This is a genomic window from Undibacterium sp. Ji50W (assembly GCF_049340445.1).
Classification (GTDB): domain Bacteria; phylum Pseudomonadota; class Gammaproteobacteria; order Burkholderiales; family Burkholderiaceae_D; genus Undibacterium.
In genome coordinates this window covers 1-26,628 of record NZ_JBMPOX010000033.1, presented here as the reverse complement: position 1 = coordinate 26,628, position 26,628 = coordinate 1, and the positions used below count along the sequence as shown (strand labels likewise).

Annotated in this window: 22 protein-coding genes, 1 tRNA gene and 1 pseudogene; 7 read left to right on the top strand and 17 right to left on the bottom strand. The window is 48.2% G+C overall.

Going from position 1 to position 26,628, the window contains the following annotated elements:
• Window positions 1-3 precede the first annotated feature (3 nt).
• Together ACO0K9_RS26900 and ACO0K9_RS26895 are read right to left on the bottom strand one after the other, a co-directional pair.
• Window positions 4-756, bottom strand: coding sequence for a DsbC family protein (locus ACO0K9_RS26900; protein ID WP_422990279.1), 753 nt, complete (start codon window positions 754-756; stop codon window positions 4-6).
• Between the two features lie 101 nt (window positions 757-857).
• Window positions 858-2,078 carry an FAD-dependent monooxygenase gene (locus ACO0K9_RS26895; protein ID WP_422990277.1) on the bottom strand — a complete coding sequence of 407 codons (1,221 nt, stop codon included), beginning with the start codon at window positions 2,076-2,078 and terminating at the stop codon, window positions 858-860.
• 155 nt (window positions 2,079-2,233) lie between these two features.
• Between ACO0K9_RS26895 and ACO0K9_RS26890 the strand changes: the two genes are divergently transcribed.
• Window positions 2,234-2,309, top strand: a tRNA-Phe gene (locus ACO0K9_RS26890).
• A gap of 117 nt (window positions 2,310-2,426) precedes the next feature.
• Here the strand turns inward: ACO0K9_RS26890 and ACO0K9_RS26885 are convergent.
• The 12 genes from ACO0K9_RS26885 to ACO0K9_RS26830 all read right to left on the bottom strand — a co-directional run bounded on the left by ACO0K9_RS26885 (window position 2,427) and on the right by ACO0K9_RS26830 (window position 11,467).
• Window positions 2,427-3,137, bottom strand: a complete 711-nt coding sequence (locus ACO0K9_RS26885) for a hypothetical protein (protein ID WP_422990276.1) — start codon at window positions 3,135-3,137, stop codon at window positions 2,427-2,429.
• 88 nt (window positions 3,138-3,225) lie between these two features.
• Window positions 3,226-4,179: a tyrosine-type recombinase/integrase gene (locus ACO0K9_RS26880; RefSeq protein WP_422990274.1), complete on the bottom strand. Its 954-nt coding sequence runs from the start codon at window positions 4,177-4,179 to the stop codon at window positions 3,226-3,228.
• 47 nt (window positions 4,180-4,226) lie between these two features.
• Window positions 4,227-4,466, bottom strand: coding sequence for a DUF4224 domain-containing protein (locus tag ACO0K9_RS26875; RefSeq protein ID WP_422990272.1), 240 nt, complete (start codon window positions 4,464-4,466; stop codon window positions 4,227-4,229).
• Between the two features lie 21 nt (window positions 4,467-4,487).
• Window positions 4,488-5,369, bottom strand: a complete 882-nt coding sequence (locus ACO0K9_RS26870; protein WP_422990270.1) for a rolling circle replication-associated protein — start codon at window positions 5,367-5,369, stop codon at window positions 4,488-4,490.
• 483 nt (window positions 5,370-5,852) lie between these two features.
• On the bottom strand, window positions 5,853-7,157 hold the full coding sequence (locus tag ACO0K9_RS26865; RefSeq protein ID WP_422990268.1) for a type II secretion system protein GspD: 1,305 nt from the start codon (window positions 7,155-7,157) through the stop codon (window positions 5,853-5,855).
• Window positions 7,154-8,248, bottom strand: coding sequence for a zonular occludens toxin domain-containing protein (locus ACO0K9_RS26860; RefSeq protein WP_422990266.1), 1,095 nt, complete (start codon window positions 8,246-8,248; stop codon window positions 7,154-7,156). Before ACO0K9_RS26860 ends, ACO0K9_RS26865 begins: the two co-directional genes overlap by 4 nt.
• Window positions 8,249-8,251: 3 nt before the next feature.
• Window positions 8,252-8,566, bottom strand: a complete 315-nt coding sequence (locus ACO0K9_RS26855; RefSeq protein ID WP_422990264.1) for a DUF2523 family protein — start codon at window positions 8,564-8,566, stop codon at window positions 8,252-8,254.
• 7 nt (window positions 8,567-8,573) lie between these two features.
• A complete protein-coding gene (locus tag ACO0K9_RS26850; protein WP_422990262.1) occupies window positions 8,574-10,163 on the bottom strand; it encodes a hypothetical protein in 1,590 nt (529 codons plus the stop codon).
• A complete protein-coding gene (locus ACO0K9_RS26845; protein ID WP_422990260.1) occupies window positions 10,160-10,411 on the bottom strand; it encodes a hypothetical protein in 252 nt (83 codons plus the stop codon). Before ACO0K9_RS26845 ends, ACO0K9_RS26850 begins: the two co-directional genes overlap by 4 nt.
• A gap of 170 nt (window positions 10,412-10,581) precedes the next feature.
• On the bottom strand, window positions 10,582-10,800 hold the full coding sequence (locus ACO0K9_RS26840) for a hypothetical protein (RefSeq protein WP_422990258.1): 219 nt from the start codon (window positions 10,798-10,800) through the stop codon (window positions 10,582-10,584).
• Between the two features lie 44 nt (window positions 10,801-10,844).
• Window positions 10,845-11,138: a hypothetical protein gene (locus tag ACO0K9_RS26835; RefSeq protein ID WP_422990256.1), complete on the bottom strand. Its 294-nt coding sequence runs from the start codon at window positions 11,136-11,138 to the stop codon at window positions 10,845-10,847.
• A complete protein-coding gene (locus tag ACO0K9_RS26830; protein ID WP_422990254.1) occupies window positions 11,135-11,467 on the bottom strand; it encodes a hypothetical protein in 333 nt (110 codons plus the stop codon). The genes ACO0K9_RS26835 and ACO0K9_RS26830 overlap by 4 nt, the downstream gene beginning before the upstream one ends.
• 147 nt (window positions 11,468-11,614) lie before the next feature.
• Between ACO0K9_RS26830 and ACO0K9_RS26825 the strand changes: the two genes are divergently transcribed.
• Window positions 11,615-12,244: a hypothetical protein gene (locus ACO0K9_RS26825; RefSeq protein ID WP_422990252.1), complete on the top strand. Its 630-nt coding sequence runs from the start codon at window positions 11,615-11,617 to the stop codon at window positions 12,242-12,244.
• 231 nt (window positions 12,245-12,475) lie between these two features.
• On the opposite strand, the gene ACO0K9_RS26820 is transcribed toward ACO0K9_RS26825, so the two are convergent.
• Both ACO0K9_RS26820 and ACO0K9_RS26815 read right to left on the bottom strand, forming a co-directional pair.
• Entirely contained in the window at window positions 12,476-14,797 is a 2,322-nt protein-coding gene (locus ACO0K9_RS26820; protein ID WP_422990250.1) for a DUF4157 domain-containing protein, read from the bottom strand.
• A 2,025-nt stretch (window positions 14,798-16,822) separates the two neighbouring features.
• Window positions 16,823-17,050 carry a hypothetical protein gene (locus ACO0K9_RS26815; RefSeq protein WP_422990248.1) on the bottom strand — a complete coding sequence of 76 codons (228 nt, stop codon included), beginning with the start codon at window positions 17,048-17,050 and terminating at the stop codon, window positions 16,823-16,825.
• 738 nt (window positions 17,051-17,788) lie between these two features.
• Between ACO0K9_RS26815 and ACO0K9_RS26810 the strand changes: the two genes are divergently transcribed.
• The 5 genes from ACO0K9_RS26810 to ACO0K9_RS26790 all read left to right on the top strand — a co-directional run bounded on the left by ACO0K9_RS26810 (window position 17,789) and on the right by ACO0K9_RS26790 (window position 26,387).
• The gene (locus ACO0K9_RS26810; RefSeq protein WP_422990246.1) at window positions 17,789-18,823 is read left to right on the top strand and encodes an AAA family ATPase; all 1,035 of its coding nucleotides are present in this window, start codon (window positions 17,789-17,791) and stop codon (window positions 18,821-18,823) included.
• The gene (locus tag ACO0K9_RS26805; RefSeq protein WP_422990244.1) at window positions 18,801-21,317 is read left to right on the top strand and encodes a S8 family peptidase; all 2,517 of its coding nucleotides are present in this window, start codon (window positions 18,801-18,803) and stop codon (window positions 21,315-21,317) included. Before ACO0K9_RS26810 ends, ACO0K9_RS26805 begins: the two co-directional genes overlap by 23 nt.
• A 730-nt stretch (window positions 21,318-22,047) precedes the next feature.
• Complete coding sequence (locus tag ACO0K9_RS26800) at window positions 22,048-22,893, top strand: hypothetical protein (protein ID WP_422990242.1); 846 nt, start codon at window positions 22,048-22,050, stop codon at window positions 22,891-22,893.
• A 10-nt stretch (window positions 22,894-22,903) separates the two neighbouring features.
• Complete coding sequence (locus ACO0K9_RS26795) at window positions 22,904-23,485, top strand: hypothetical protein (RefSeq protein WP_422990240.1); 582 nt, start codon at window positions 22,904-22,906, stop codon at window positions 23,483-23,485.
• 622 nt (window positions 23,486-24,107) lie between these two features.
• Window positions 24,108-26,387 (top strand): hypothetical protein, encoded by a 2,280-nt coding sequence (locus tag ACO0K9_RS26790; protein ID WP_422990238.1) that lies wholly within the window; start codon window positions 24,108-24,110, stop codon window positions 26,385-26,387.
• Between the two features lie 114 nt (window positions 26,388-26,501).
• Here ACO0K9_RS26790 and ACO0K9_RS26785 read toward each other — a convergent pair.
• Window positions 26,502-26,628: pseudogene (locus ACO0K9_RS26785) on the bottom strand (IS630 family transposase); the annotation flags it as partial.

Genomic DNA, 26,628 nt, shown 5'->3' with positions numbered 1-26,628 from the left:
CAATTAATTTGGCTTAGGCGCTGCCATAGCAGTAGAAGCAGCAGCCATGCGGGCTTCCAGGACTTTGACATCCATCGCGCCAGGTACACGGGTGCCGTCCACAAAGAATACCGATGGGGTACCCGTCACACGCAATTTTTGGCCCAGAGCATAAATCTTTTCATGTGGCGTATTGCAGTTAGCCGCTGCTTCTGGCGCAGCTTTGCCATGCAACATCCATTCATCCCAAGCCTTGTTGCGGTCAGCAGAACACCAGATATTTTTTGACTTGACCTTGGAATCATCCGCCAAAATGTTATACATGAAGGTATACACCGTCACGTTATCCATGTTCGTCAGGGTCTTGCGGAACTGTTTGCAATAGCCGCAATTAGGGTCTTCAAACACCGCTATCACGCGCTTGCCATCGCCCTTGACCATTTTCAGGGCAGATTCCAGCGGCAGATCAGAAAACTTTATCTTGCTCAAATCATCCGTGCGTTGCTTGGTGTAGTTGGTGCCACTCTTGGAATCCAGCACATTGCCAATAAACAGGTACTGGGCTTTTTCATCGGTATAGATAATCTCGGACCCGATACGCACTTCATACATGCCAGCATACGGTGTCTTGACGACAGAATCCACCTTCACACCTTCACCCAGGCGCGGCTCTACCAGTTTGCGCACACTGGCTTCCACTGCGGTTTCTGTTGCAGCATTGGCCAGCCCGGCAATACCAAATGCCAACGTCAACAGGGCTTGTTTTAATATATTCATCACTATCTATCTTTCAATTCATGGTCTGCCAACGAAGGCCATTCTCAATAATCACTATTGTATGCGAGCTTGCACACACCTGCATTCAGGCATTCAAGTATTCATTTGCCCATGGCGTGGGCGATCAGCTTGCCTTTTATGACCGGCAGTTTGTCCAGCAAGTTCAATCCAAAATCACGTATCAACCGCAATGGCGTCAGATCAGACTCAAACAGGCGCGCCAGGCCATCTGTCGTCAATTGCATCAATAACACTTCTTCCTTGCGTGCACGCTGATAACGTTCCAGCAAGCGGGCATCACCGCAATCACGATGGGTTTCGCGTTCTTTGATGGTCTTCAGCAAATCGCGTACATCAGCAAAACCCAGGTTCATACCGTGACCTGCCAGCGGGTGCACCACATGGGCGGCATCACCGATCAATGCCACACGCTGTGCAATCGCACTGTGTGGTCGTATCAGCTTCAAAGGAAAGGCCCGTATCGCCTCTGGCAAAACCGGGCGCAAAGCGCCAAGCGCCTCGGCGCAATACGGCATCAGGCGTTCAATCAAGGCTGACAATGGCTCGCTCATCAAAGTCTGCGCCAGTGCATCGGGGGCCGACCACACCAGCGAAACACGATTGCCTGGCAATGGCAGCAGGGCGATAATGCCCTGCTCTTGCACAAACCATTGGCGCGCGACGCCATGATGCGGCTTTTCACATTCAAAATTGGTCACCACACCCTGCTGATTATAGGAGCGGTAATCCAGCCCGATGTCGCAAGCCCCACGCACCCAGGACTGCGCACCATCCGCCCCGACCATCAAGGCCGCACGCAAGATACTGCCATCTTCCAGCACAATCTGTGCGCTATCCGCTTCCTGCACCAATTGTTTTGCACGCCCCTGTACCTGCGTCAGATTTTGGGCAAAGCGCAAAGCCGTATCCAGCGCCTGGTTCAAATTCTTGTCTTCAACTATCCATGCCAACTCATTCGCATGCGCGCCATAGGCATCAAAACCCAGCTTGCCGGCATCCACCTCAGCACCGCCATGCACCTGCATGGCAGTCACAGGCGCCACCCGCGACGAATCCAGCGCATCCCACACTTTTAATGAAGTCAGCAAATCATAGGCGACGTGGTTCAGCGCATACACACGCACATCCCAGTCTGCAGGCACCGGCACTACAGGTACCGCAGGTGCCGCCAACGCCGGCGCACCACCCGCACTCAACAAACTAACCCGCAAGCCCGCCTGCGCAAACCCCAGTGCCGCCGCCTTACCCACCGCGCCGCTACCGACGATGCAAATATCTGTGTCGTAAATCTGAGTTGACATAAGCCCATCACCAAAACCCGATAATCACCCCATTATACGGTAAGCCCACCCACCTGCCAGATGAGCCAAATCAAAGCCCTGTCATAGAGAGAAGCAAAGCTTTTATCAGAAAAAGCTTGCAATCCACCCATTTCATCTCTATAATTCTTGGTCTTGGCCTGGTAGCTCAGTCGGTAGAGCAGAGGATTGAAAATCCTTGTGTCGGTGGTTCGATTCCGCCCCGGGCCACCAAGGAATATGTAGTAAAAAGAAGGGCTTACAGCGATGTAAGCCCTTTTTACATTACCCTACTCATTCTACAAAAACAAGCCTCATTCTACAATTTCCCTTCACTTGCGAGCTATTCACTTAAGAAGGCTGCGTAGGCTCATCAACTAATTTTGTCGATATTAGCTGCGGAGGAAGAGAAATTCTAATTGTGCGATCTTTCCCCAGGTTAGAAGCAAGCGTTTTTTCCAATGCTTTAAGCGCCTCAATCATTGTATTTTCGTCCTCGTTTAGTGACTGCTGCAAAGCCGTACTGACAGATTCAATTCGTGCTGCCAAATGGGGAGGAATTTTCTTTACTGTAAAATTCCAATTGATAGGGCCATATTGATCATCACCTTGCAGCTCAGAGAGAATTCTTTGCAACTCCTGCATGTCTTTAAAGTGTTGCTTATGTAAATACACCAAATTTCTGTATTTGCCTTGAGCTATGAGAATATGATTCATAACGTCCACACTCCCAGGACGGAACAAAAAAGTTAAAGACTGCATATCAATAACAAGTGACTCATCAAACTCATGCAGAATCGGAAGCATCTGCATCCAACCTGGAAGGTTTGGGTTAGCGCTCATAGTCTGCGTCCTAATTTCAATCACCCCTTTCTTATAAATCAGGAAGGCATTTACCATTCTGCCCATAACAGAGATTGCGAGATTTCCCGCCGCTATTTGATCGTCCTCTCTCTGACTCTGGCGCAAAAGCCAGTTAGCAAAGAAAGCTAAAAAAGCGCCAGAGAATGTACCAATCAATACTTTGAGTATGTCTAAAAAAAATTGATCTGGACTAGCCATGCTCTACCCCTTTCCTCAGTGAATCAATAAAGATTATAGATTCAAATATGACAATATGACCGCAAACTTCTCAATAATCAATAGGCCATTATTTTGCTGGGACAATACGATTCAAAGGCTTGACCAGGTCACCTTTCCGGTCACGTGTATAAATTTCTGTGGTAGCTCTATTCTTATGACCAAGCAAACTCTGAGCATGCGCCAAGTCTTCAGTGTCGGTAGCCGCTTTTGCGCGTAAGTCGCGAAACTGAAAATTCACACCCGATTGTTCCCTGGCCTTATCAAACCTTGAACGCATCGCAGAATATGTCAGGCGCTGTCCATCTGGATCTTGTAAGAGTGCCTTGTTCACCCTGTCACGCGGCTTGGCCATGATGCGGGCTATAACATCAGCTAGCTCGCCTTCAATGGCAATTCTCAATTTTTTACCAGTCTTATTTTGCTTGATGGATAACTTGCCATCTGAAATGTCAGCAACAGTAATTTTTAGGACGTCTGCAGGGCGCTGGCCAGTACACAAAGCCAAATCCATAGCGTCTTGCACTGTCGGATGTGCGACAGCCCAGACCGCCGCATATTCATCATCCGCCACATATCTGTCACGCGCCTTTTCTTTGAAACCTTTAACGCCAATGCATGGATTCGTCGCGTCAGTGTACCCCCATGTCCTGGCATGATTATACAAAGTGCTAAAAAACGCTTTCTCACGATTTGCACGTACCTTTGATGTTTCACCTCTTAGGCGGACATACTCTGCTACATCAAATGGGCGAATGCTATCAATGGGTAACTCCCCAAATACTGCATCAAGCAACTTGAAATACTGGCAGTAATCTCTCTGCGTATGCGCTTTCAAAGTAGGTAGTATGTCTTTCATGTAGCGCTGCCCTATTACATGAAAAGTCTTGTCATCTGGCTTTGCCTGCACATCTTCTAATTCAGCCCACTTTCTTCGAGCCTCATTTATGTCGTTGCCTAACGGTGTCCATTTCCTGGGCAATCCTCCAGCAACATGGTAATACCATCCGCTTTTTATACTCATGCGCGGTGGTAAATTGTGATGACTTTGACGCTTTCTACCCATAAAACCTATCTACGTAAAATTTGCGAAAGTGCGCCGAAATTTGGGCGTGGACTTTCCTGTACTGAAGTGGATGGTAAAAAATTTGAAGCGCCACCAAGCCTGATTTCAAAATAGCTTCGTGCAACTTTAGGCCGTAGCTGAGCACTAACTTCGAATTTCCAGTTGTTCTTTTTTAACCACAAAATTTGCCTCGATCTATAGGTATAGCCGGTCAACTCTCTCAGTTCTTCATCTGTCAAAAACATAGTTTTTCACCGTCCATTCCCTTAAGTACAAGGGGCAGTTGCAACCCAGCAGACTCCGAGAGCCTGATTTGAGAAGAAGGTCATTCCATCGCTGTTATGGTCTGCTGCCAATTGCATGACGTGAGAAAACGCCGCAAATGCATCCACACCGTAAGGCAACTGGTAATAGTTCTTTTCCGGCACAACAATGCCGCGTGAAGACCAATAGCGTTTTTTGTTTAAATCGTGCGTGTCCTGGTCTTTGGAGATGTACTTGCTGATGTAACCGGCGAGGCGATGTGCGCCATTTTTTCCAAAACCAAATTTATGTGGATCACGGACATTAATCTGCCCGGCTTGCTTTCCATCTTCAGTCAAACCGACAATTTTTTGCCAGATAGAGCGAATCAACTGATAAACCTGGCGGCCATGAACGGCAACATGGATATGAAATGCCCCTCGCTCTTGCCTCTCGACTGTCGCGACATAGTGAAATTGCTTATGCTTACCCATACGCCTGCGGAATGAATCCCAGTCTTTTTTCAATCGATCAGTATCTTGCATATTCTCTCGATAAGTCAGAGTGAGCATCCTGTCCACGGCAATTGCCTTGCATCGCAGCCTTACAGCCTGTTTAGCGCGTTTTGCGCTGTCCTCGTCGTTCTGCTCTCTCTTTTCCGAAGCGCCGCGCTTAGACCGGTTCTGAAGCGGCAGCGGGCCAGTTTGTTTGATACGCACAGAGCGCGAAGCGCAGATTTCCCGTTGACCATCTGCAAATTGCCTGTCATATACCATCCATGTGGTTTTCAGTACCGGTCCATCATCCAGCAACCAATTTGCTGTTTCATCGTCAGTTGCTGGACGGCATTCGTCAAACTCGAAATTGTTGAAAGAACTTAATGAATCATCTATATTGCTAAACATTGATGCAGCTCCAAGGTAAATGCGTCAATCACGGAGGCGAACACTGGCAGGTGTTGCGTCTCTTTTTCTTTTTAAATCAAAATCTCTTTCTTAAAAACCTACTTCCTGCCCCTTTGCCTCGCGGCGTATTCTGCTGTTTCCGTTAAGTGTCCCTTATACAAGTTTAGGCGCGCTACGCGCGCTTCCGTCCTCGCTGCCGCTGCGGGCGTTGCGCGACTTGCTGCACCTACCCCAAGGACAAACACATAAGACCCGATAGTGTGCACATTCCCCGCGCTTAAACATGCTTGATTGTGGGATACGCTGTTCGCTACGCGAAGGTCTACCGACCCGGCAGCTACCACAATCATCGGACGATAATGCCGTCCGACCGCTCCATGTTTAAGTAGAACCTGGTGCGTTGTTTTAAGGCCGATTGACTCGCATAAAAACACGTCGCGCAACGCCTGCCAGATAAATGAAATTCCTGTTCTTTGCGCCATGTCAGTAATCCGCACCGATTCGAGAAATTTGCAGCACCAAAAGCAATTCCGTACTGGAAACAGCATTGCTTTTAGAATGTAAAAGGGCTGGCAGGAACGACAAGCCGGAATGACTATCAGTGGTTTTTTCCTGGGTCAGCCCGCCAATTAAAACAAGCTCACCATCAGTAACGCTTACGGAGGTCGAAAGCTGACGTTTGGTCAAGGTAGGCGAGTTATTTACACCGGTTTCAGTCTTTGCAAAGTCACTTATCTGCTGCTCAATGGTCAAATCAACCGAAGATTCACGGACAACCGGCGACACGTTCAATATCACACCAGAAGATCGATATTCGACTGATTGGACGGGCTGGCCTCCACCTTGTGGATAGGAAACAGCGCCAAGCGTAGGAACATCCTGCCCGACTGTCAGATGTGCCTGAGCGCCCGATTTGACACGTAGATGTGGCTTGGATATAGCCTTGAACCGGTTATCTCCTGTCAGCGCAGAAAATGCAGATTCAATACTGGTGGATCTGATTGACACTGAATTGGCCAGCTGAGTTGCACCTGCAATAGTGATCCCAAATTTACCACCCAGAACATTCAACGCGAGCGCAAAAGCAGATCCATCAGTGTTGCCTGTCGTGACCTCGTACACGATGGCTTTAACAATCACCTCACCAGCTGGCACGTCGACCAGTGGCAATACCTTCTTGAGTTTGATCAATTCCTCTGGGGTTCCCTGAAACACCAACGTATCGCTATCCTGGTCAATGGTGGCAGCAGCAGAACCTGAAGGAGCGTTATTTGCAGAAGATTTCGCACCGGCTGGAGCCTTCACCGCACGATTGACGGTAAAGCCACCAGTAGTGAATAAGGGAGTGAGCAAGCCCACGAGATAAGACACTTGGCGATACTGTGGGCGGTACACATAAAAATCTAAGGCCGGTTGTTTGTCTTCAAGAGGCTTTTTGACAGTCAAGTAGTCAACGCCAGCCCTGGTCTCAATTTTGAAATCGAGTGAATCAAGGAAGGTAAGCCAAAATGCTCTTAAATCACCCTTGCTGGCATCGAAGCGGAACGATACCAGGCGATCATCTCTTAGCACGACTGGATCAATAACATAGGCTTGCTTAAATGCCTCCATGTAGACCAAACCGATGACCTGGGAAACGCTGATGGATTGGAAATCAAATTTCACACCAGCATCAAGGACGACGGTCTTTGATACTTCAGGCAACTTTATACCTGGTTTGAATTTAGCATCATTGGCATGAGCTAGACTTGAAGCGGCGATCAAGGTTATTACTATCAATGACTTCATTTTGGCGCCTGTGATGGAGCTTGCACAAAAGATTTATCGGCCAGACCAGACCATCGAGTTGTGTTTTCGCCGTCAATCTCACCAATGATGGCAGCACCGGTTCCATGAAACATCGAAGGGGATTCAATACGCACGCGACCAACTTGATTTGATAAAACGATCCAACGAATGTTTCCATTTTCCAACTGGCCAACGATTCGCCAATTTTCGGAAAACGTACCTTTGCTGCCAGATACTGTGCCATTCGATGGCTTGATGACATCTTTTGAATTTGTGGCTGGAGGATTAGTTGCCTGTGCAGATGGACCATTTTTAATCGGACCATCAACACCAGGAGGATGAAAGAAACGCCACACGCTGGCCGCACCGATACAGCCAAAAATTACTACACCAGCGGCATAAATCCATAGGGTCTTATTGGCTAAAATGTTTTGCCGTTTATCGATGGATTTTTCCATGCCTTGACCACCAGAATAGCTCTGGTAAAGCGGGAAAATATCGGCATCATATTTTTTCTGACGGTCATCGATGCGCGTTTTTCTATTGAGTTTCCATCCCTCGTAAATCTCTACCCGATACAATTTTGAAAAACCTAAAGATTTATGCTTGTGCATTTTGAAGGCGAATTCAATGACGTTTTTCACTGACCTATGCAGGCCGGTAATGTCTTGCGTCATCAGGACCACATCACAAGCAACCGCAGTATCAGGATGCACGTAGTGACGATGCATACGGAAGAATTGCATATGCTCGTGACTGAGCCTGCCGCTGTCAGTTCCCCAAAAGCGCCAGGCTTCATCAATGGCCACCAGATCGCCGCCTTTGACGACAGACGACAATTCTGGTTTTTCTTCGTCAGGGAAGAACTCAGGTTGCATGACACGATCATTTTCAACATGAATAATCTTGCCCAGCTTATCGATTGGCACGTCTCGCTTATTGACCAGGAATTCATGAATGAGGTCTTCACTGATACCCGCAACATTGGTAACAACACGACGGCCATGTGCTACCGCATCAAGAATCACCGATGACACTACCTCGAAGCTTTTGCCGGAGCCTTGCAGGCCAACGTATGCATTAATAGCCATGGATTACCCGATCAGCGGAATGCGACGAATGATGAAACGAGTCGCATATGCGGAAACAATAGTGGCTATACCTGTTGATGCGCTACATAAATCGAGAAAATACCAAACACTTGATGGAAGACTGACGAGTGAATTACTCAGGGCAATAGACTTCCCTGAACTTGGAAAGAGTCCCCAGGCAGTTGCTACCACCATGAATTCTTTGACGATAAACAGCAAAGCAAAGAAGGTAACAAACTTGACCAGAATTGAACGAACTAAGAAACCAAGTAGAGTATTAAGAGCGGAAACGAGAATTCCAAATAGAGCAGCTGGCATATTTTCCTTAAGCGGATAAGACTATAAACAATCCAACAATGATCCAAACCGTAACCATGATCGCTCCAATAGTTTGGCGATACTGTTCTGAAATAACGCAATGCGTATCCATGACTATGGACTTACCAAAAACATTGAAATTTGGTTTGGGACATTCCCCAATATGGCCAGGCGCTTGATAACCTCGCAACTCTGGAAACAGTGACATGATCGGGCTAAGAATTTCCCAAGCCGTAGGCGTTGTTTCAAGGGTTGGTGACGCAATGGACGGATCTGATCCAAGATCAACACGAGGCGTATTCACGACATTTACATCTGAGATAGTTGACGGGCTTGGGGTCGGTGTCGGGTTAGGGTTCGGATTAGGATTTGGGTTGGGATTTGTGCTCGGATCGGTGCTTGGACTAACAGTAACCGTTGGCGAAATTGGAACAGCTGCCGCACCTGGATTATTCGCAGGGACAAACAAATCACCAATAGTGGGAGCAGCAGTCGGATTTTCTGCTCTCCATGTAGCAACCTCTGTTGCAGTTACCGGCTGTGTGACGCTGTATGGTAGTCCTTGATAGCCTGGCATAGCTGCTGCCTTCAGCCATGCTTGATCTACCATTTTGGCAAGCGTGTCATCTGATATTTTTTGCGTCTTTGCTGTCTGCGGAATTGCTGATATCGCCTGATCAAGAGTTTTGTATATTTGAGGACCTTCAGCAGGTGCTATTTCTACGTTTTTATTGTCTGAAAAAAAGTTTTCTTGTAGCTCTCTAGCAGGCTCCCGCGAACTGCATGTGTCTACCGGCAGCACACATGTAGATGTAGTGCCGATTACTCCGATTAGCCTTCTACTACCGTTGGCAGTGATTTCGTATGTCGGCGGCGATACCCATCTCACGGAGTTATTGTAGGTAACACCGGCTTCTGATGTGGATCCACTTAGAGAAGCCGCGTATTTGGAAGTGAATTCATCAAGGCTCCAAAATGCCAGAACAACGATGCCAATATTCGAAAGGTGCGCCCCCTTTTCTATTTTGTAGGGAATCGTGCCCGTTGGCATAGGCGGAAATTGGTAACATGCCTCACTTGGATAGCAATCATCTGATCGATAAATGGTCACACCAGCATTGCGGTAGAACCTCCAAGGGTCGATATCTGCCGGCGCAACAGGAGTGTATGGTGGAGGCGTAATTCCGTTTGGGCTACTGACCAAGAATTGCCCAGATCCAAGCTTTAATGAGCTGTTTCCTGCAACTATTGCAGCACCAACTGCGAGGACTCCAAGACTCGCTGCTATCGTTAGCCATACTGGTGCACCAGCGACCGCAAGTCCAACACCTGCAACAGTAGAGACGATATTGACGGTAGTTAAAGACGCACTTGCTCCTGTCATTGTCGCTAGAATACGAGGATCATTGGCGGCAAAGCCACGCGCTGCAGCAACCCTAGTTAGCACGCCACCTATTGCACGATTCATGACAAAGTTGGCGGCTGGTGCTACTGGTAGCGCCTGCGAATGTGCTTGATGTTGATTGATTAAAAGAGCAGCGAGGACAAAGAGAATGAGTATTTTTTTTATGGCCAGGAAGGCGATTAATTTTTTCATGAGAATAGTTCTCGCAGAAAATAGAGTACTAAGCAGAGCAATATCGGTGAGGTAAAGAAGATCAAATTGAGGAGGAAGCCCAAAATTTCTTCCTTCGCTTCTACGATGATTAGTACGGGGCCTAAAAATACAACTACGATTGGCTCCCACCAATTTGTGCAGCCGTTATCAAATCCTCCCAGTAACGCCATCAATATTCCTAAGCCCAACCAGATCACAGCAAGTGTAATTACAATTGTTAAGAACATCGTCGCTCCCTTCAGTGATTATTAATGCCGTTTACGACAGCCCAGCCGCAGACCATTCCCCAAGCGAAAATCAGTAAGTACCAGAGTTCATTAATTGTCATATTGATTCCATTGTTTTCGCAGAGGCGAAAAAAAAAGGGGCGGCCTACCCCTTTTTCACTTGAAGCTGATTAACCGCCCTTGATCATGCGCAGGACGGTTTTAGCGCCCTTGATCGCAATGTAGACCGATGCCAGCAAGCCACTGATTGCCAACAGTGCTGTGATAGTGGTGCCAAAATCAACTGCTGCTGTCAGAGAAGACAAATCAGGACCACCGGCAGCAAATGCTGAACTGGAAATTGCAATTGCACCGACCAAAGCCAAACCACGTTGTATGTGTTTATTCATGTTTCACTCCAATTTAAATCCTGGGAAAGCGCCCAGGCGCATCATCAGCCCCGGCGTATTAAGCCAAGTACCTGACCGATTCCTTGAGACACGAAATAAAGGCCGACAACCATGCTGAAAGCCATTGCCCACAGGCCGGAGGCGTAGGCATAGTCAAACGGCCCTAATGCCGCATCGATGTTGTTTTGTTGCGCCGGATCGAGCAGATAGGCTTGCACTATGGATGGCACGTAAAGTTGCGCTCCATCATTGGGGCAAACGGCTTGTTGCATGGCTGATGCTGCAGCCGATGGCTTGCAGATGACAACTGCCTGAACTGATCCGGCTGTCATTGTCATGCTGCTTTTTTGTCTTCTTTGGGCTGAACAGCACGAGCACTTGGCGCACTCTGTCCGAAGGGGTGAAGTTGGGTAAGCCGTGCTGTAACCCTCAGGTCTTGGCCGACTGAAAGCTCGAATTCTGCAAGGTATTCACCGACTGGTGTTTCATTCAGATGGCGAGGCATCAGCAATTCGCCGACAACAACTTGCTGACCTTTTTCTGTATTTTCTGACGTGACTATGCATTGCGCCAGTTTCATTTGACCTGGCTCACCAGTTTTTTTGCTTTTGAAATCAATAATTTTGAATGCGACTATTCTGAGATGATGTTTGGAATCAACGGACATGATGGTTTCCTATGGAATCGTGAGAAAATCAGGATAAAAATTAGAAGATAAATATTATTCGAGAACAAAAAGGATTTTAATTCTATTTAAGGGATTAATTATCCCTAGTTGAGAATAATATTCCATATAGATAACTGAGTCAAGCAAATGGAAACGATAAGTTCAAGAGTGAAAATTGTTGTTGAAAATGAAATTCAAGAATTTCGGCGTGCGGCTGCGCTCTTTGAAAAATCAGGCATCGCAGCTGAAAGTTGGAAGAAATTCTTGGCAGGTAAACAAAATGCTTCACATGAAATGATTCAATACGTTTGCCAAGAATGGCCAGAAAATGCATTTTGGATTGCTACAGGAATAACGGATTCTAGCCATGGACACATTGCTCCCGACATTGCCTACAAGAACAACGTAAATAGGAAGCGGTCTCCAAGAATTTTCTCTAAGCCATACTTCAAATGGAAAATTGCTGTCCTAAAGGGGCAAACAACAAATGTTGATTGGGAAGATTTGCTGGCTGAAATTCCAGGTCAATCCACGCGCGAGAGAATTAATGAAAGCAATTCATCCTGGGGGTTTGAAGCAGAATACCTAGAGTGGAAACACGCAACAGAGGAACAACGAGAAAGAATAGACTTAGAGAATTTCAGGAAGTCTGATGAAGGAATGTCAGCAGCTCGAGACACATTCCTAAGATATGCCAACCCCATTGAGGAGAATGAATTGAGGAAGAAATTTTTAAGCTCGCAAATCAAACAACAGAGGCAAAACAATTCTGATTAATAAAACGCTTGAAGAAATTTCTATTACAGAACAGCATTTGTGCAAAGTCCCAAATTTTGCCAGATGCCAGAAAATAGGTCATCTGTCACGAATTGGCAAACAGATATAAAAATATCGAAATTAAAGAAGAAAAATGAGTAGAGTTAATAAAGTTGCTCCTCGATTTATACAGCTAAATCGCTAATTCGTATAGGATCTTGTTACCGTCAGATGAACGGATCAGTTTGACACTCAGTTTTTCTCTGAAAATTCAACGTCTTCGTCGTCTTCAAAGTTGTCCTGGTTTTCGTCAAAGTCCTCATCCTGTAGAATCTCTTCCCCATTTTCAAATTTTACATCTTGATCATCATTGGGGTTATTTGGTTTGCCTCTCTTTTCAAGAACTTGATCTTTCTCTTTTTTCTCTTCCAGCTCCGCTTTATTGAAGTTTCTTTTCTTATCGTTGATGTCATCCGATCCGGACAGAAACGACTCCTGGTCCGACTTGCCGGAATAGGGAAACTTGAAATCAAGGGAAAGTCCTTCGCGTTTGCCCATATCCGGGAATTCTTTTTCAGTCTCTTCAGATTTAAATTCAAAAGAAGTAATTTCCTCCTCCTTATTATCTTCTTTTTCTCCTTTCTTCTCTAATTTCTTTTGGCTTTCCAGATCCAGTTTCTTATACCCCAAGCCTGCCTGCCGCCCTTTTTCTTTTCTATCTTTACCTCTATTAAGCGGGTTGTCTTTATTAAGCGAATACTTCCAGAAAGGATTACCCGTAATAGCAAATAACTCGGAAATATCTTTGCCGACAAACTTATATTCCTTCAATTTTTCAACCGCATACAACCAGCCCTGTATGGAATATTTGGCATCCGACAGCATGGCACCAATGGCGATCACATCGGATTTGTTGAGCTTGCCTTCATATTTCCCGGTCAGCGCCTCGGCAAGTTTTTTATGGATACCGTCTAGCTCGCCGTCTTCGGACAGACTTTTGGCCAATTCGTCCCAGGTATGTTCAGTGGAACCACCTTCTTGCATGTAAACATCTTCTTCATCCTTCTTTTTTTTCAGCGGAAAATAGAACAAATCACCATTTCTCTTCGTATCCCGGTAGACACCCAAGGTACCACCAAGATTCAGGACAAATTTAGCACTTGCCGAGCGCAAACCTTCGTTGAGTTTGTCGCCATAGGCACGAATATACATGCCTGCCAGATAGAGGGAAGTGGTGCAAGGAACAGTTTCCTGTTTGTATTTTTTCCCCGTCTTTTCTTTTTCCTCCTTATTGTTCGCCGACTCTATACAGATTTTTTCGTCCATTTTTTCCAACCATTCTTTCGGAATGGAGACGCTGCTTTTATTCTCAAAGCTAAATGAATCGGAACGCTGAAGTTTCCTGTCTTTGTCGACCTTTAATGTGGACACATTCTTGATCAGATCGGCAATCAGGATGTCCGGAAGAGGTTCGCTTTCCTTATTTGTCTTTTCCTCTTTTTCATCTCTCTTTTCGGTTTCTTCTTTGATGTCCGTCTTTTCTGTTAGTCCCTCGTTCCACGCAACTAACAAACCCTTACGGAGATTAGGTAGCAACGACGTATCAGCGACCCATTTCTTAACCCAGTCTTTATTCACTTGATCTTCTATATAATTTTTTAAAAATACTAATTTTCCGTCTACGGTCAATTTGGTCTGCAACTTACCATCTACTTTCCAGCCTTCAAACAAAGAATTTGCGATTTCCTCGATTTTGTAAAATTCGACCCTTTTGTCAAATACATATTTTGCCGCATCTTTGCGAGTTAGCTGCACAGGCAAGTTCGCGTGCATATTGAATTGTCTGGCGCTGGTATTCGATAAAGGCGCGTTACCTGCCTTTGCCCGCGACGGTGCCTTATTTCCGCCACCCAAGGCCAGCGCTCGTGTTCCCATGACATCGGCTTCGCTTTCCAGCCCGCTATCATCATTGATGGCAACGCCAGCCTTGATCTGCATGGTGGGACGCACCCGCCCCTGCGCCTGCTGCACCACGTGCCAGGCTTCATGCGGCAAATGTTTTTCTTGTCCGGGGCCGATGTGGATTTCGGTGCCCTGGGCATAGGCATGGGCAATCAACTGGGCGGGTTGCGCCGAGTTGTAATGCACCTTGACGGCATCCAGGCTGATGCCTGACAGGCTTTCTACACCTGCCTTTAACTGATTGGGTAAACCGGTATCGTTGCGGGCTGCGACCATGCCTGATGCTAGCGTGGCAGCTTCATCTTGCACTTTTGCCTGCACCAGCTCGTCTTCTTCGCGCCTTTGCGCGGTCTGGAATTTGCCTTGCAATTCTTCTTCAACACGTTGCAACACCGGCACAGGCTGGCGATTCATTATCGCGCTGATAGCCTGCAATTGCCGCGCCTGTGGGCTGCGGTCAGCAAGTTGCTGGCGCTGTATATGTGCCAGCATTGCCGGGCGCTGGTCAATGAAACCAGCGGGCTGAACCGGCCTTTGTGCCTTGCTGTCTGTGACATGGCCTGATACCACCGGTTGTAAGCTTTCACGCTGTGCAGGTAGAGATGATTTCATTATCAGAATGTCCTACTTGGAATTTTGCATCATGCGTAAGCGACCATCGACAAAAAGTATTACAAAGTCAAGGAATCGCGTACAAATCCGACCGTCACGGATTAGCCGCAAACTGATCCAGTGCACTTGATAGTGACAAACATCGGTAAGTTGCCGTCCCGGCCAAGCGAGTGGACGCCGACTTTCGTAGCAGTGCGTCGCTGAATTCGATAGTAGAGCCAAAGCCTGGGCAACAATAAAATGTGATCCTGGATCTGGATAGTTGTGCGGTGAAGCATCCGCTTGTGAATTTGCCGCTATCGGTAGCAACAATGGCAGCGCAAGTACGATTAAGTATTTTACGCCTTGCATTTTATGGACAGAACACTGCAGTTCAAGGCGATAGCTGCAAGCCGAACCCAGCAATAAACAACGATTATAATTTATCACACTACCCCCAAAGTTCTTTTCAGCAGCCGCTAAGCCGTTATTCAGAGTCTTTCGGAAAAAATATTTGATCCTTATAATGTTTTTATATTAACTCGACTTGGATAAAAACGTGTGTGAATTTCAACAAGTTTAAAATAAACTGGTTTAACTGTTGTAATCCAATGAAAATGAAAACCGGGGAAGGTGTCTACTAGACGACTAGCCCCTCATTCCAAGTAAGGGTTGGGGCCACACCTGCACTGTCAGGGAGCGAAAGCTTGGACGATTAGGTCGATGTCTCGACTGTTCGTCTGGCTTGTTGTGGGGAACAGGAAATAAAGCAGACCCGAGGACCGCAAATTCTAAAAACAAAAACGCCAGCCCGCCTGGGTAGGCGTTTAGTAAGGTATATCCTTGGTGGAATAGAATGGAATCGAACCATCGAAACAAGAAAGTTCAATCCCCACACCCAATGGTTTCACTGATTCATACCTGATATAGGGGGCGGAGTTCCCGAAACACTCGACCAGCTTTATTTGGGCCTGACCAACTTTATTTGCTCAAGTCAAAAAATAGGTAATGGTTGCAAATTAATTCGAAAAATATTTTCGCATGCGAAAAAATGCGCATTCATTGTTATGTAATGCTGAAACCAAAATAGATTGGAAGCTTACAAAATTAATATGCGTGACAAATGACCTACGAAGCTAAAAGCCTCCAAGAATGGAGGCTTTTATTTTGATACAGTCCGCCCCCCCTATTACCTAGGACTAGGTAGACCAAAAGAAAGTACTTCCGGCGGGTAGTTCCCTGCATCGACTGAGGAACTTTCATTATTGCTGAACATCCCGAAAATTGAAGGATTAGCCGCTATCTAATCTGCCACTATTTGCTTTTTACAAGCCGACCATGACGGGTGCCTACGCGGATCTCATCTGGATTTTGAGAGCGGGGAGACTCACTCACACTCTGAGCTTACAATGGTACAACAAGTCAATCTAAATATCACCTAGAAAGCAATACTAGCTTCACGTAGATTATAGGTCATATGTCACACGTGGAACCAGCGACAGTGAAGAGCCTAGTAAAGCAATCAAACAAGTTATCCCTTCACTTACACGACATTTTGGCTCTAATTGCCTGGTGTGGTTCGAAAGCAAAAGGAAAACGAACAGCACCCGTCAATTTTCATAGCTTATAAGAGATTGACCAAGCGCTTCCTCTAACGCTGAGCAACATGCTCTGTAGGAGGACCATAAAATTATAGCGCCTGACTATTCAAACATCATCTACACACGCAAATTGCTTGTGAGAGGAGAAAATAGGTCATATGTCACGCCTGTAATCAATTGAATGTTTACGACAGTAGCAAAAAGCCATGTTTACGCAAAAAAAACAAGATAACCGGTGTTTTTTTAAGCAAAATGATTTCGTATATCAATATTCAATCAGCTTTTCTTAGCAATTCAAGATTCAAACCAAGGTACCGTGACAGATGACCTATAAAAGTAGGCTTGATAGCCGACTTGATTAACCAATCACACCTTTGACAGGCTCTCCAACCCAAGCCAGCATGTCCACTATACAATCACGCTCACGCAAATACTGCGTATTGAGTCATTGCGCATCTTCGTAGTCACCAATTATTGAGCCAAGTATATCCACTAGGTCGGCAAGTTGATGACCCTCTTCGGCAGCACCAGCATCTAGTAGTGCGTTTAAGATTGAAACAGCCCTGTCATACTCTGTTTCGTTGCGAATGGCATGCAATGGGACTATCGCCGTTAACTCCCGGAAACAGTCAGCGATATCCTCAACAATCCTTTGGTCGATTACGGCTCTCATTGGTTGAAATCCTTGTGCGTAAAATTTGGTTACTACATATCTAATAAAAATTAACGGATTCTAGAGCTTCCCAAGCTTAAGATAAAGCACCGCCGCCCTAAAAAAAAAAAACCAAATTCCGCTCTACAAATTTCCAGTACGCCACGCCAGCAAAGGCTATCCAGGCTGCATAATGCGTGTTTTTGTAGAACAAATTACAGATAACTTATTGAAACATAACGGATTTTTGGAGGCTTGAAAATCCTTGTGTCGGTGGTTCGATTCCGCCCCGGGCCACCAAGGAATAACCTTACAAAATGCCAACCATCACAGGTTGGCGCTTTTGTTTCCAGAGCGAAAAGTCCTCGTGTCTGGTCTATTTCCGGTTAAGAGGGAAGCGTTGTTCCAACAGCCTGGGCTTCAATATTCGACCGAATTCTCTAATTAGCGTGCCCCCCCGAGTCTCGTGGTAGATTCGAGAAGTGGCACCGTTTGTGTCCGTATAATTTGTGTCCGATGTGCCAAAATTCACAAGGTCGGGTCGGTCGCAAAGCGAAATTCGGCGACATTTTTAGGCATAAAACCGTCGAGATCGCTCTCGATGGTAAATGACACAACTGGCGCACATTCGTCGGGAAACGATCTGCTATCCTAGATAGAATCGCACCACGCAAAATTTAGCAGCAAGCTCACCCCGAAACGCTCTTCCTCGCCGCAGGTGTAGTAGAGTAGTATACAAGTATACACTTCTGGAATCTTATGGCTAGTGCGGAACAAATCAAGGCTCTGCTGAAGTCGCACATAAATGGCGACGATAGCCATTTTTTGTCCGTTGCGATGCAGGTTGCGGCGCACGAAGCAAAGCTTGGGCACGGGAAATTGGCCGAAGAACTACGCGACATGGTCGATGCCGCCAAGACCAAACGCGTGCACGGCCAATCTGGAAAACTTGTACAACTGAGTCAGCCGCGCGGTGAGCTTGCTAGCCTTCTCAGCGTTAGTTACCCGGCCACGCGCATTGTCGACATGGTGCTCGATGAAGATGTCGATAACCAACTGCTTCGTATTATCAAAGAACAACGACAGTTCGCGAAGATTCGCGAACATGGGCTTTCACCACGTCGCAAGCTTTTGCTAGTCGGGCGTCCAGGTTCAGGCAAGACTATGACTGCGTCGGCCTTGGCAGGAGAACTAGGTATACCGCTCTTCCTCGTCCGACTTGATGCGCTCATCACCAAATTTATGGGCGAGACCGCAGCGAAATTGCGGCAAATTTTTGATTCTATTGCCGAGGTACGTGGCGTCTATTTCTTCGATGAATTCGACGCTATTGGTTCACAGCGCGGATTGGCGAATGACGTGGGTGAAATTCGCCGAGTGCTCAATAGCTTCTTGCAGATGATTGAACACGACCATTCGAACAGCCTCATCATCGCAGCAACAAACCATCCTGAAATTCTTGACTACGCTCTCTTCCGTCGATTCGATGACGTGATCGAGTATAAGTTACCTGGTCATGAACAAGTCGCGATGTTGCTCAACCGTCGCCTAGGCAAATTCAAGCCAAAAAAATTCAATATGAAGATGGCTGTGAGTGAAGCCGAAACCTTGAGTTATGCCGAACTGTGCCGCGCGGTCGATGAATCGATCAAGGACGTAATCCTTCACGATGGAGACACGGTATCAGAGACTAGCCTAATCAACATGCTGCATGAGCGTAAGCAAATCAGCGTTAAATTAACCGGCAATAATTACAAAGAGCTGCCAACCAATGACGGAACCGGCAAACGCTAAGCGCCCTCATCTCGTACTGATCGAGACATCCCAACGTAAGCCATTCACAGCCCATACTCCAAATGGAGGAGCGAAACCGACTGTTCCCGACTTGCCACGCGCCCAGCATGGCGCTTCGCTACGCGCCCAATTAGCAGCGCTCGCGCCAATCGCCGAGCGCGCCAAAGCGCTGCAACAGGAACAGGAACTCGAAGCCGGACTTGGGGTGCAGATCCAATTCATTGGACAGCCTGACGTGGAACTGGCATTCACAAAACTCGGCAATGACGCGAAACGCATCGAATTGCTGAGTGTCCGCCAAGACGGCGACCATACAATCGCCAACGTCTTTGTGCCGGATGGACAACTCGTGCACTTTGAGAAATACGTCACCGACTATCTAGCGGAAAAGAAGAATAAGAACGGCGGTGCACTCGACAACAAAGCGTTACTAAACACAATCGCATCAATTCGAGCGGCAGAATTGCGAGCTTTGTGGACAGACGACCCATCACTTCTCCCAGAAGACCAATCCGTCGCGTTTTGGTGGGAGGTATGGCTTCCCGTTCGTGGTAAACATGGCGAAATCCGAGAGGAAGTCGTCAACGATTTCCGGAAACTTGCGGTAACTACTGGCTGCCAAGTCAGTACATCCCGAGCGGACTTCCCCGAACGTGTCGTCCTTCTGATGTATGGATCAGAGAACCAATTTTCACAGTCAGTGATGGCGTTGAACTGTGTCGCGGAACTACGACGAGCGAAGGAAACCGCTGAATTTTTCGATGGCATGCCTGTTGAGGAACAACAAGGGTGGCAAGACGACCTACTTGCCCGCGTCATTTTTTCCGACGACGTGGAAAATGCCCCTCGAATTTGCTTACTCGATAGCGGTGTGAATCGAGCACATCCATTGGTTGCGTCAGTCATCCAAAATGAGGACCTGCACACTGTCGATCCTGCTTGGGGCGTTCATGATTTTGCGAATCATGGTACTGGCATGGTCGGTATTGCAGCATACGGAGACTTGACCGAAGCATTGTCGTCAAGTTTACCTATCCGAATTGATCATCTTGTGGAGGCTGTAAAACTAGTCGAAGACCATGGTGGCAATCAGGGTTCAAATGAGCTTCATGCCAGCTTGTTCGCCGACGCGGTAAGCCAACCTGAAGTGGCAGCTCCAAATCGACCACGTGTATTCAATTCCACTGTCACATCTGCTGATTACCGGGATCGTGGTCGTCCGTCGAGTTGGTCTTCAATGGTGGACCGACTGGCGGCAGATGCCGACCACAACGGTGAATTTCCTCGGCTTTTCATTCAATCCACTGGCAATATGTTCGATCAGAACGCATGGTTGAACTATCCCGCATGTCTGTCTACGAATTTGATCCATGATCCAGGGCAGGCCTGGAATTCCATTACCGTGGGCGCATATACGACTAAGGTGGGAATTTCGGAGGCAGACTATCTCAATTGCACAACAATAGCACCGGCCGGTGGGCTTAGCCCTATGACGAGTTCGTCTGCGACTTGGGAGCGAGCTTGGCCTTTGAAACCTGACGTTGTGTTTGAAGGTGGGAACGCCGCCCGCGACCCACTGGGTGCATGGGTCTTGCCCAGTTTGAGTTTGCTTACAACTCACAACAATCCACAAGAGAGGCTTTTTACCGTTACGAATGCCACGAGCGCAGCATCTGTCCTGTGCGCACGGATGGCAGCGCAACTGATGGCTGAATACCCGGCACTTAACCCCGAGACAATTCGCGCGCTGATTGTCCATTCCGCCGAATGGACGCCTGCGATGCAACAAACGTATTTGCCTGCTCAAGGCGCGCCGACAAAAATTGATTATATTAGCCTCATCCGACATTGCGGCTGGGGTGTTCCCAATGCTGACAGGGCCATTTGGAGCGCGGCAAACTCATTGACCTTGGTAGTCGAGGACTCGATTCATCCGTACCAAAAAGAAGGTAGCACAGTCAAATCTAGAGATATGAATTTGCACACGCTCCCATGGCCGAAAGATGAACTTGAAGCTCTTGGCGCTTTGCAGGTTGAGATGCGAGTCACGATTTCATATTTCATTGAACCAAATCCATCTGCACGTGGATCAGCGTCAAAGTATCACTACCCGTCGCACCGCCTGCGATTTGATGTTCGTCGCGCTCTGGAGCCGCTCGACGACTTCATTGCCCGTGTCAATGCCGCTGCAGCACAAGAGGACAATGGCGAGCATCAAAGTCCCCGTGACTCTGCCTGGATTCTCGGCGACAAGCGAAACAAAGGCTCCCTACATCAAGACACTTGGAAGGGCACTGCGGCCGACCTTGCAAGTCGTGGGCACCTTGCGGTCTATCCTGCAGCTGGTTGGTGGAGAACACGCCAAAAACTTGAGCGCTACGATTTACCGGCACGTTACAGCCTGCTTATATCGATTCGGACACCAGAGACAAATATCGATCTCTACAACGCCATTGCTCAACAAATTGCAGTACCGGTTGTAAATATTGCCTAGAAGATGGCTGTAACCGAGCGATCCTTGGTGGCGCATGTTGGAGGTTTGAATGTCAACCAGTGTCCACCGAGGGATTTTGAACACCTTCAAAAGCGTGCAATGCTTGCTTAGTACGCATCAACATTGTTTCCATACGTGCGAAGAGCTTGAGTGGTGCGCGAAATTCGAGGCGAGAATTGTTTGGGTCATCTTACAAAATACCAATTTCTTGAAATGGGCATTTTTATTTTAAAAAACCACTTATTCCTAGTGTTCGGTTCATTGCCGAAATCACGCTCATTCGAGGCTGCGCAGCTATATTAGATGAATATAAATTTATAGCTTCACGGGGATTTTCGAATTAGAACGTACAGCTTTCATTGACTTATAACGAGCGGATCGCCCATTGAAGCATTATGTCTAGGCTGAGCTAGCTACTCAGATATACCAGAAACAGCGCTGACCACCTAGCGCCGAAGAACACGCTAACGTATCACACATAATTCTATGATCACCATCAAGGCAACAACTTTAGTAACTTAAGTGCCTCAACCATACGCCCCATATCCATCAGTACTGAAACACTTAACATTCATAGTCATTTTAATTCGGCTGAAGTCAGACAAAATCCCTCCTAACTAACAACACTTAAAGTTAGCGACCACAGTACTTCATTCGTTGCAAAATTGTATAATTACATTCTTGCAAAGAAATTGCTTGCAAGCCATTAAATAACATCAAGGGATAGAGAATGCTTAGAGTCATCACGGCAGGCGCGCTCGCGCTCATGCTAACAGCCTGCGGAAGCATGCCGACGCGCATCGCGCTGGAACCAGCAACCAAACAGAACCTGGTTGAAGTCAAAGTCCTCAGCGTTCTGCCACAGGATGAAGTAATTGTGCGCGCCGAGACCTTCGGCGCATCGGCGGCGCTGGGCGGCGGCTTGATCGGCGCTATGATAGACTCGAAAGTGGCCGAGGGACGCCAGAACACGATGCAAGATGTCCTCGCCCCATTTTACCAGTCGGTCGATGACTACGATTTTCGCACTGGTTTCGAGCGCAATCTCGGCGCAGCTCTGGCGAATGGCGCAACGCTTAAGTTCGCGCCTTTGGAACGCACCGCCATGCCCATGCTGCCAAAGGATTTGGTAGCGCGCGTCGCCGCCGTGAAGGTCGGCAACGGCCACCTCACCATCGTTACCAAATATGCCTTCACTTCCGACTTCAGCCGCTTGAATGTGACGGCCTATGCGGAAATGAAGATGCCGGGCCTTGAAAAACCAATCTACCTGAACACATTTGTCTACCAGTCCAAGGCGACCGGCACGGGCGGTGCCGATTCGATCAAGTCATGGTCGGATAACAAGGGCACCACCTACCGCGCCACGATGGACGAGGCGAGCCGCGAATTGATTGCCATGCTGCAGATCGATCTGGCCGCGAACGCGACCGATCCGCTGGATGCTGCCAAGGCCACGCTAGAAAAAGTTGATGGCACCATAAAGCTGCCGGTGTCTGGAGTCGTGCTGGCCACCAATGGTGAGCGCAAGATCCTGCGCAATACCGCTGGCAATATCTATTCCCTGGTGAAATAAGAGGATGACCATGACGAACAAATTCCACGCGGCCCTTTTCGCCGCCATCTCCCTAGCGGCCTGTACTGCCCGCGCAAGTACTGAACTGGTCGACATCACGCCCCTGACTTACAATGCCAGCGTCAGTGACCGGGTGCCCGCTGTGCTGGCGGCCACCTGCCCGATCAGTATCGTGCAGGTCAGCGACCAGCGCTTTAGCAAAGAAAGCATCAGCGCCGAATTTCCAATCGCCGCCAGCGCGCCCGAGCCCTGGATTGACAGCGGCCTGGACCGCCTGAAGAGCTATGGCTTTACCGTGCAGCGCAGCGCCCAGCCGGTACCCAATGCACTGAATCTGAATGTGCGCCTGATTCGCGCCTACACCTGGTACGGCCAGATGCGCATCAATGGCATGGTCGCCTTTGACATCGACGTTGCCAGCGCCAACGGCCAGCACACGGAAAAATTCCGTGCCCTGGGAAGCAAGACGAATATGTGGAATGGCAAGGACGAGCACGTCACGGCACTCAATTATGCCTTCAACCACGCTATGCATAAGGTAGCGCAGGTCCTGCAGGAAGAGTGCGCGCGAGCCAAGCTGACAATGCGCTAGCCCGGCATTCTCGTTTTCCGGCTTCGGCCATGCTGAATTGGGCAGGACCGTGCTCTCAGTTGCTAGCACATATGATTGAAAATCCTTATGTCGGTGGTTCGATTCCGCTCTGGGCCACCAAGAACAGTGTCAAACAAAACGCCAACCCATGCAGGTTGGCGTTTTGTTTTCGGAACGGGAAGTCTTTTGTAAGACCGCGAAAAACTTTGCACCAGTTTGCGCGCAACTTAGAATATTTGCCGCGTTGTAATTGGCCGCCTTTCAAGTATCAAGCATGTCCCATTCATCTCCGAAAACCCAACGCAAAGCAGATAGCTTGCCGTTGAGCATTGACCTGCAGACGAATTCGAACATCGACGGGAAGGCATGCTTAAGCTTAGCGTTATGTCCATGGTCTGAGAAGCGCTCTATTGTCACTGTCCGAATCTCCATTCGCTATCATCACTTTTGATCAAGCTGTGCTACCATTTAATAGCAGTCCTACTGCCTCCGTTGTCTCTGCAAATTAAAAATAGGGAGCACCTCTATGCTAGAACAGTTACTACGGTTGTCGTTATGGATCCAGCGTTCTTGTTGCTGGGGTGTACGCAAATCGTGTGTGCACTTCTACCAAAGGAAAACGGTGCGCGCAACTCTTGCATTTCTGAGTTTGTTGATTGTAAATCTGGGTCAGACATTGCCTGCACATGCGCAATTGGCACCATGGTCCCGCGACAAAGCAACTGTCGATGCACTGCGCAGCGATGTAGAGACGCGTTGGCTGAAAAATTTCCCGGGCGGTAGGCCGCGTGCCCATCTTGGGTCGCGTGACATGGCCAGTTTTGCGTTGGATGCGACTGCAGTCGGTTACGATCCGCAGCGTATTTTTGCGGTCCTACGGGTCTTGCAAGGCATGCAGGATAATAATCCGGCGAGCAAGACATATGGCAATATTCATTGGGACTATGGCGATACCACCATTTCCGATTTGAACGGAGTGGAGTTTGTTACTCGCCATTTGTCTTTGCTATGGTTGATTTTTCGTGATCGCCTCGATGCCCAAGCACGCGCCACCTTGCGCGATATGCTGCGTTTGTCGGTTGAGGGTATTTACCGCCACAAAGTGCCCATCACTTACACCAATATTTGGTTAAAGAAGTCCTGGAACCTGATCGCCTTGGGTGAGGGCATGGATCAACCGGAGTTGTCCAGTGGCGGGCAGGTCATGCTGCGCCAATGGCTTGATGCTACTCGCGCTGCGGGGATTACCGAATATAGCAGCCCAACCTACTACGAAACGGATCTGGAAAACCTGGCACTCACCGCCAACGCTTCGCGCGATGCCGAAAACCGTCGGTTGGCACACGAGGGTTTGGAGATCATGTGGAATGACATTGCCATGAATTGGTACGCACCAGCAGAGCGCATGGGAGGCGTGCATAGCCGCGACTACGACCGTCTTTTTAATGCTCCGGGCAGTTTGATGAAACGGGCGGGTTGGACCAACAATGGCGGCGGTTCGATTCAGATCGGCCCATATTCTTATTATTCATGGGTGCCCCCCTCAGACAATGCCAGTGCTTGGCTACAAGCGCCTTTGCCACGCACCGTGATAGAACGCCATGGTGATGCAATGGAACGGCGTACCACTCAATACCTTGCCCGGCATTTCTCTATAGGCTCCGCAGAGAGTGGTTACCACAACATGGATACGGCGCCCTTGGCTGTGAATCTTGGGAGCGATCGCGAAGCGCCGGTGATTACGTACATCATGGATGGTCGCCGCGATTACTACGGAGTCAGCAAAATTGTCGACACATCCGGGCATGACAAATCATTGCATTTGCGGCCATTCATCAGCAGCGTCCAGCGTAAAGCCGAAGTGTTGCTGGTAGCGGCCGGAGAAGAGGATAAGCAAGGCAATCTGGCGCTGGAATCCACCTTTATACTGCCTGCCGATGCAGAATATTGGCTCGATGATACCAAGTTGGTTTTTTTTCACCACCGTAGCAGCTGGCAAAGCGACCCCGTGCCTAACGGCCAGACTACCCAGCTTGAAGTCACCGGAGAAACAGCTAAAGTGCGACTACATTTGGTGGACCAGGACCAGGCACAAGGCCTGGGTGTGTCGCGAATGTTTGCTGTGCAGGGTGGGCAGCGCTATCGTTTTAGCGTCAGCTTCAGTGGTGGCTCTATTAGTCTATATATGAATTTCTACGGTCCAGATGGCCGCTTGCTGGGCGGGGAGCACAGCAAACGCGTGCAAGGATCCGATTCGCAACCGCAAACATTTGAAGTGCAGGCGCCACCTAACGCTGAGAAAATGAAGACTTGGCTATACTCCACGATCAGAGACACCACCGATATTATTGTCAGTGATTTGCGTGTCGACGCACTTAATGCTGCAGGCCCCGCGACTTCACTGGCGAATTTCGACTTTCAACCCTATCGGGCTGAGAGGGTGACGGTTCCGACTGGATCCACTCTTTTCATACGCCGCAAAGACAGCGTGCTTGCACTGCGCCCTGTTGGCGTGTGGGACATTGCGGGGCGCAATATCAATTTCGAGTTGGTCAACGACGGACTCAATTCCGGTGCACTTCGTATGACGGCGACCCACGCTTCCGGTTCCAGTTCTGGGCGCGGCGCTTCGGCTATTTTTGCCAGCGTGTCTGAAGACCTGAGCGACAACGCGGTCTTTGCGCGCTTTCGCACAAGTATCTTGCAACGTCACGGAGTCGCCAAGTGGGAAGGAAGCAAGATTACCGCACGCGTCGATAATGATATTGCTCCGATGTTTATTGAAGCCGACCTCGTATCTGGAAAACGTCTGCAACGTTCAGGCATGGAGGAAGTGGTGGACAACGCAGTGTTGAACGTGAATGGGCGCGTGCTATCCCTGGGAAGTGGACCGTCACATTAGATTGATCCCCACCAGACATTGATTTCAAAATCTGATCAAAGGTGAATGTGCCTTCTGAATCCTGCACAAACACAGCGAAGCGGGTGATGGTCGCACTGAAGTTATTGTTGAAGTCTAGTGTAGTGCTTCGTTTTTCTTTGAACCAAGCTGGCGATTTGCGCGGATGACTTTCTGCAGAATGTCATTGGCCTTGGCGGTCCAGACAAAAGGTTTCGGATTTTGATTATGCACATTGATGTAT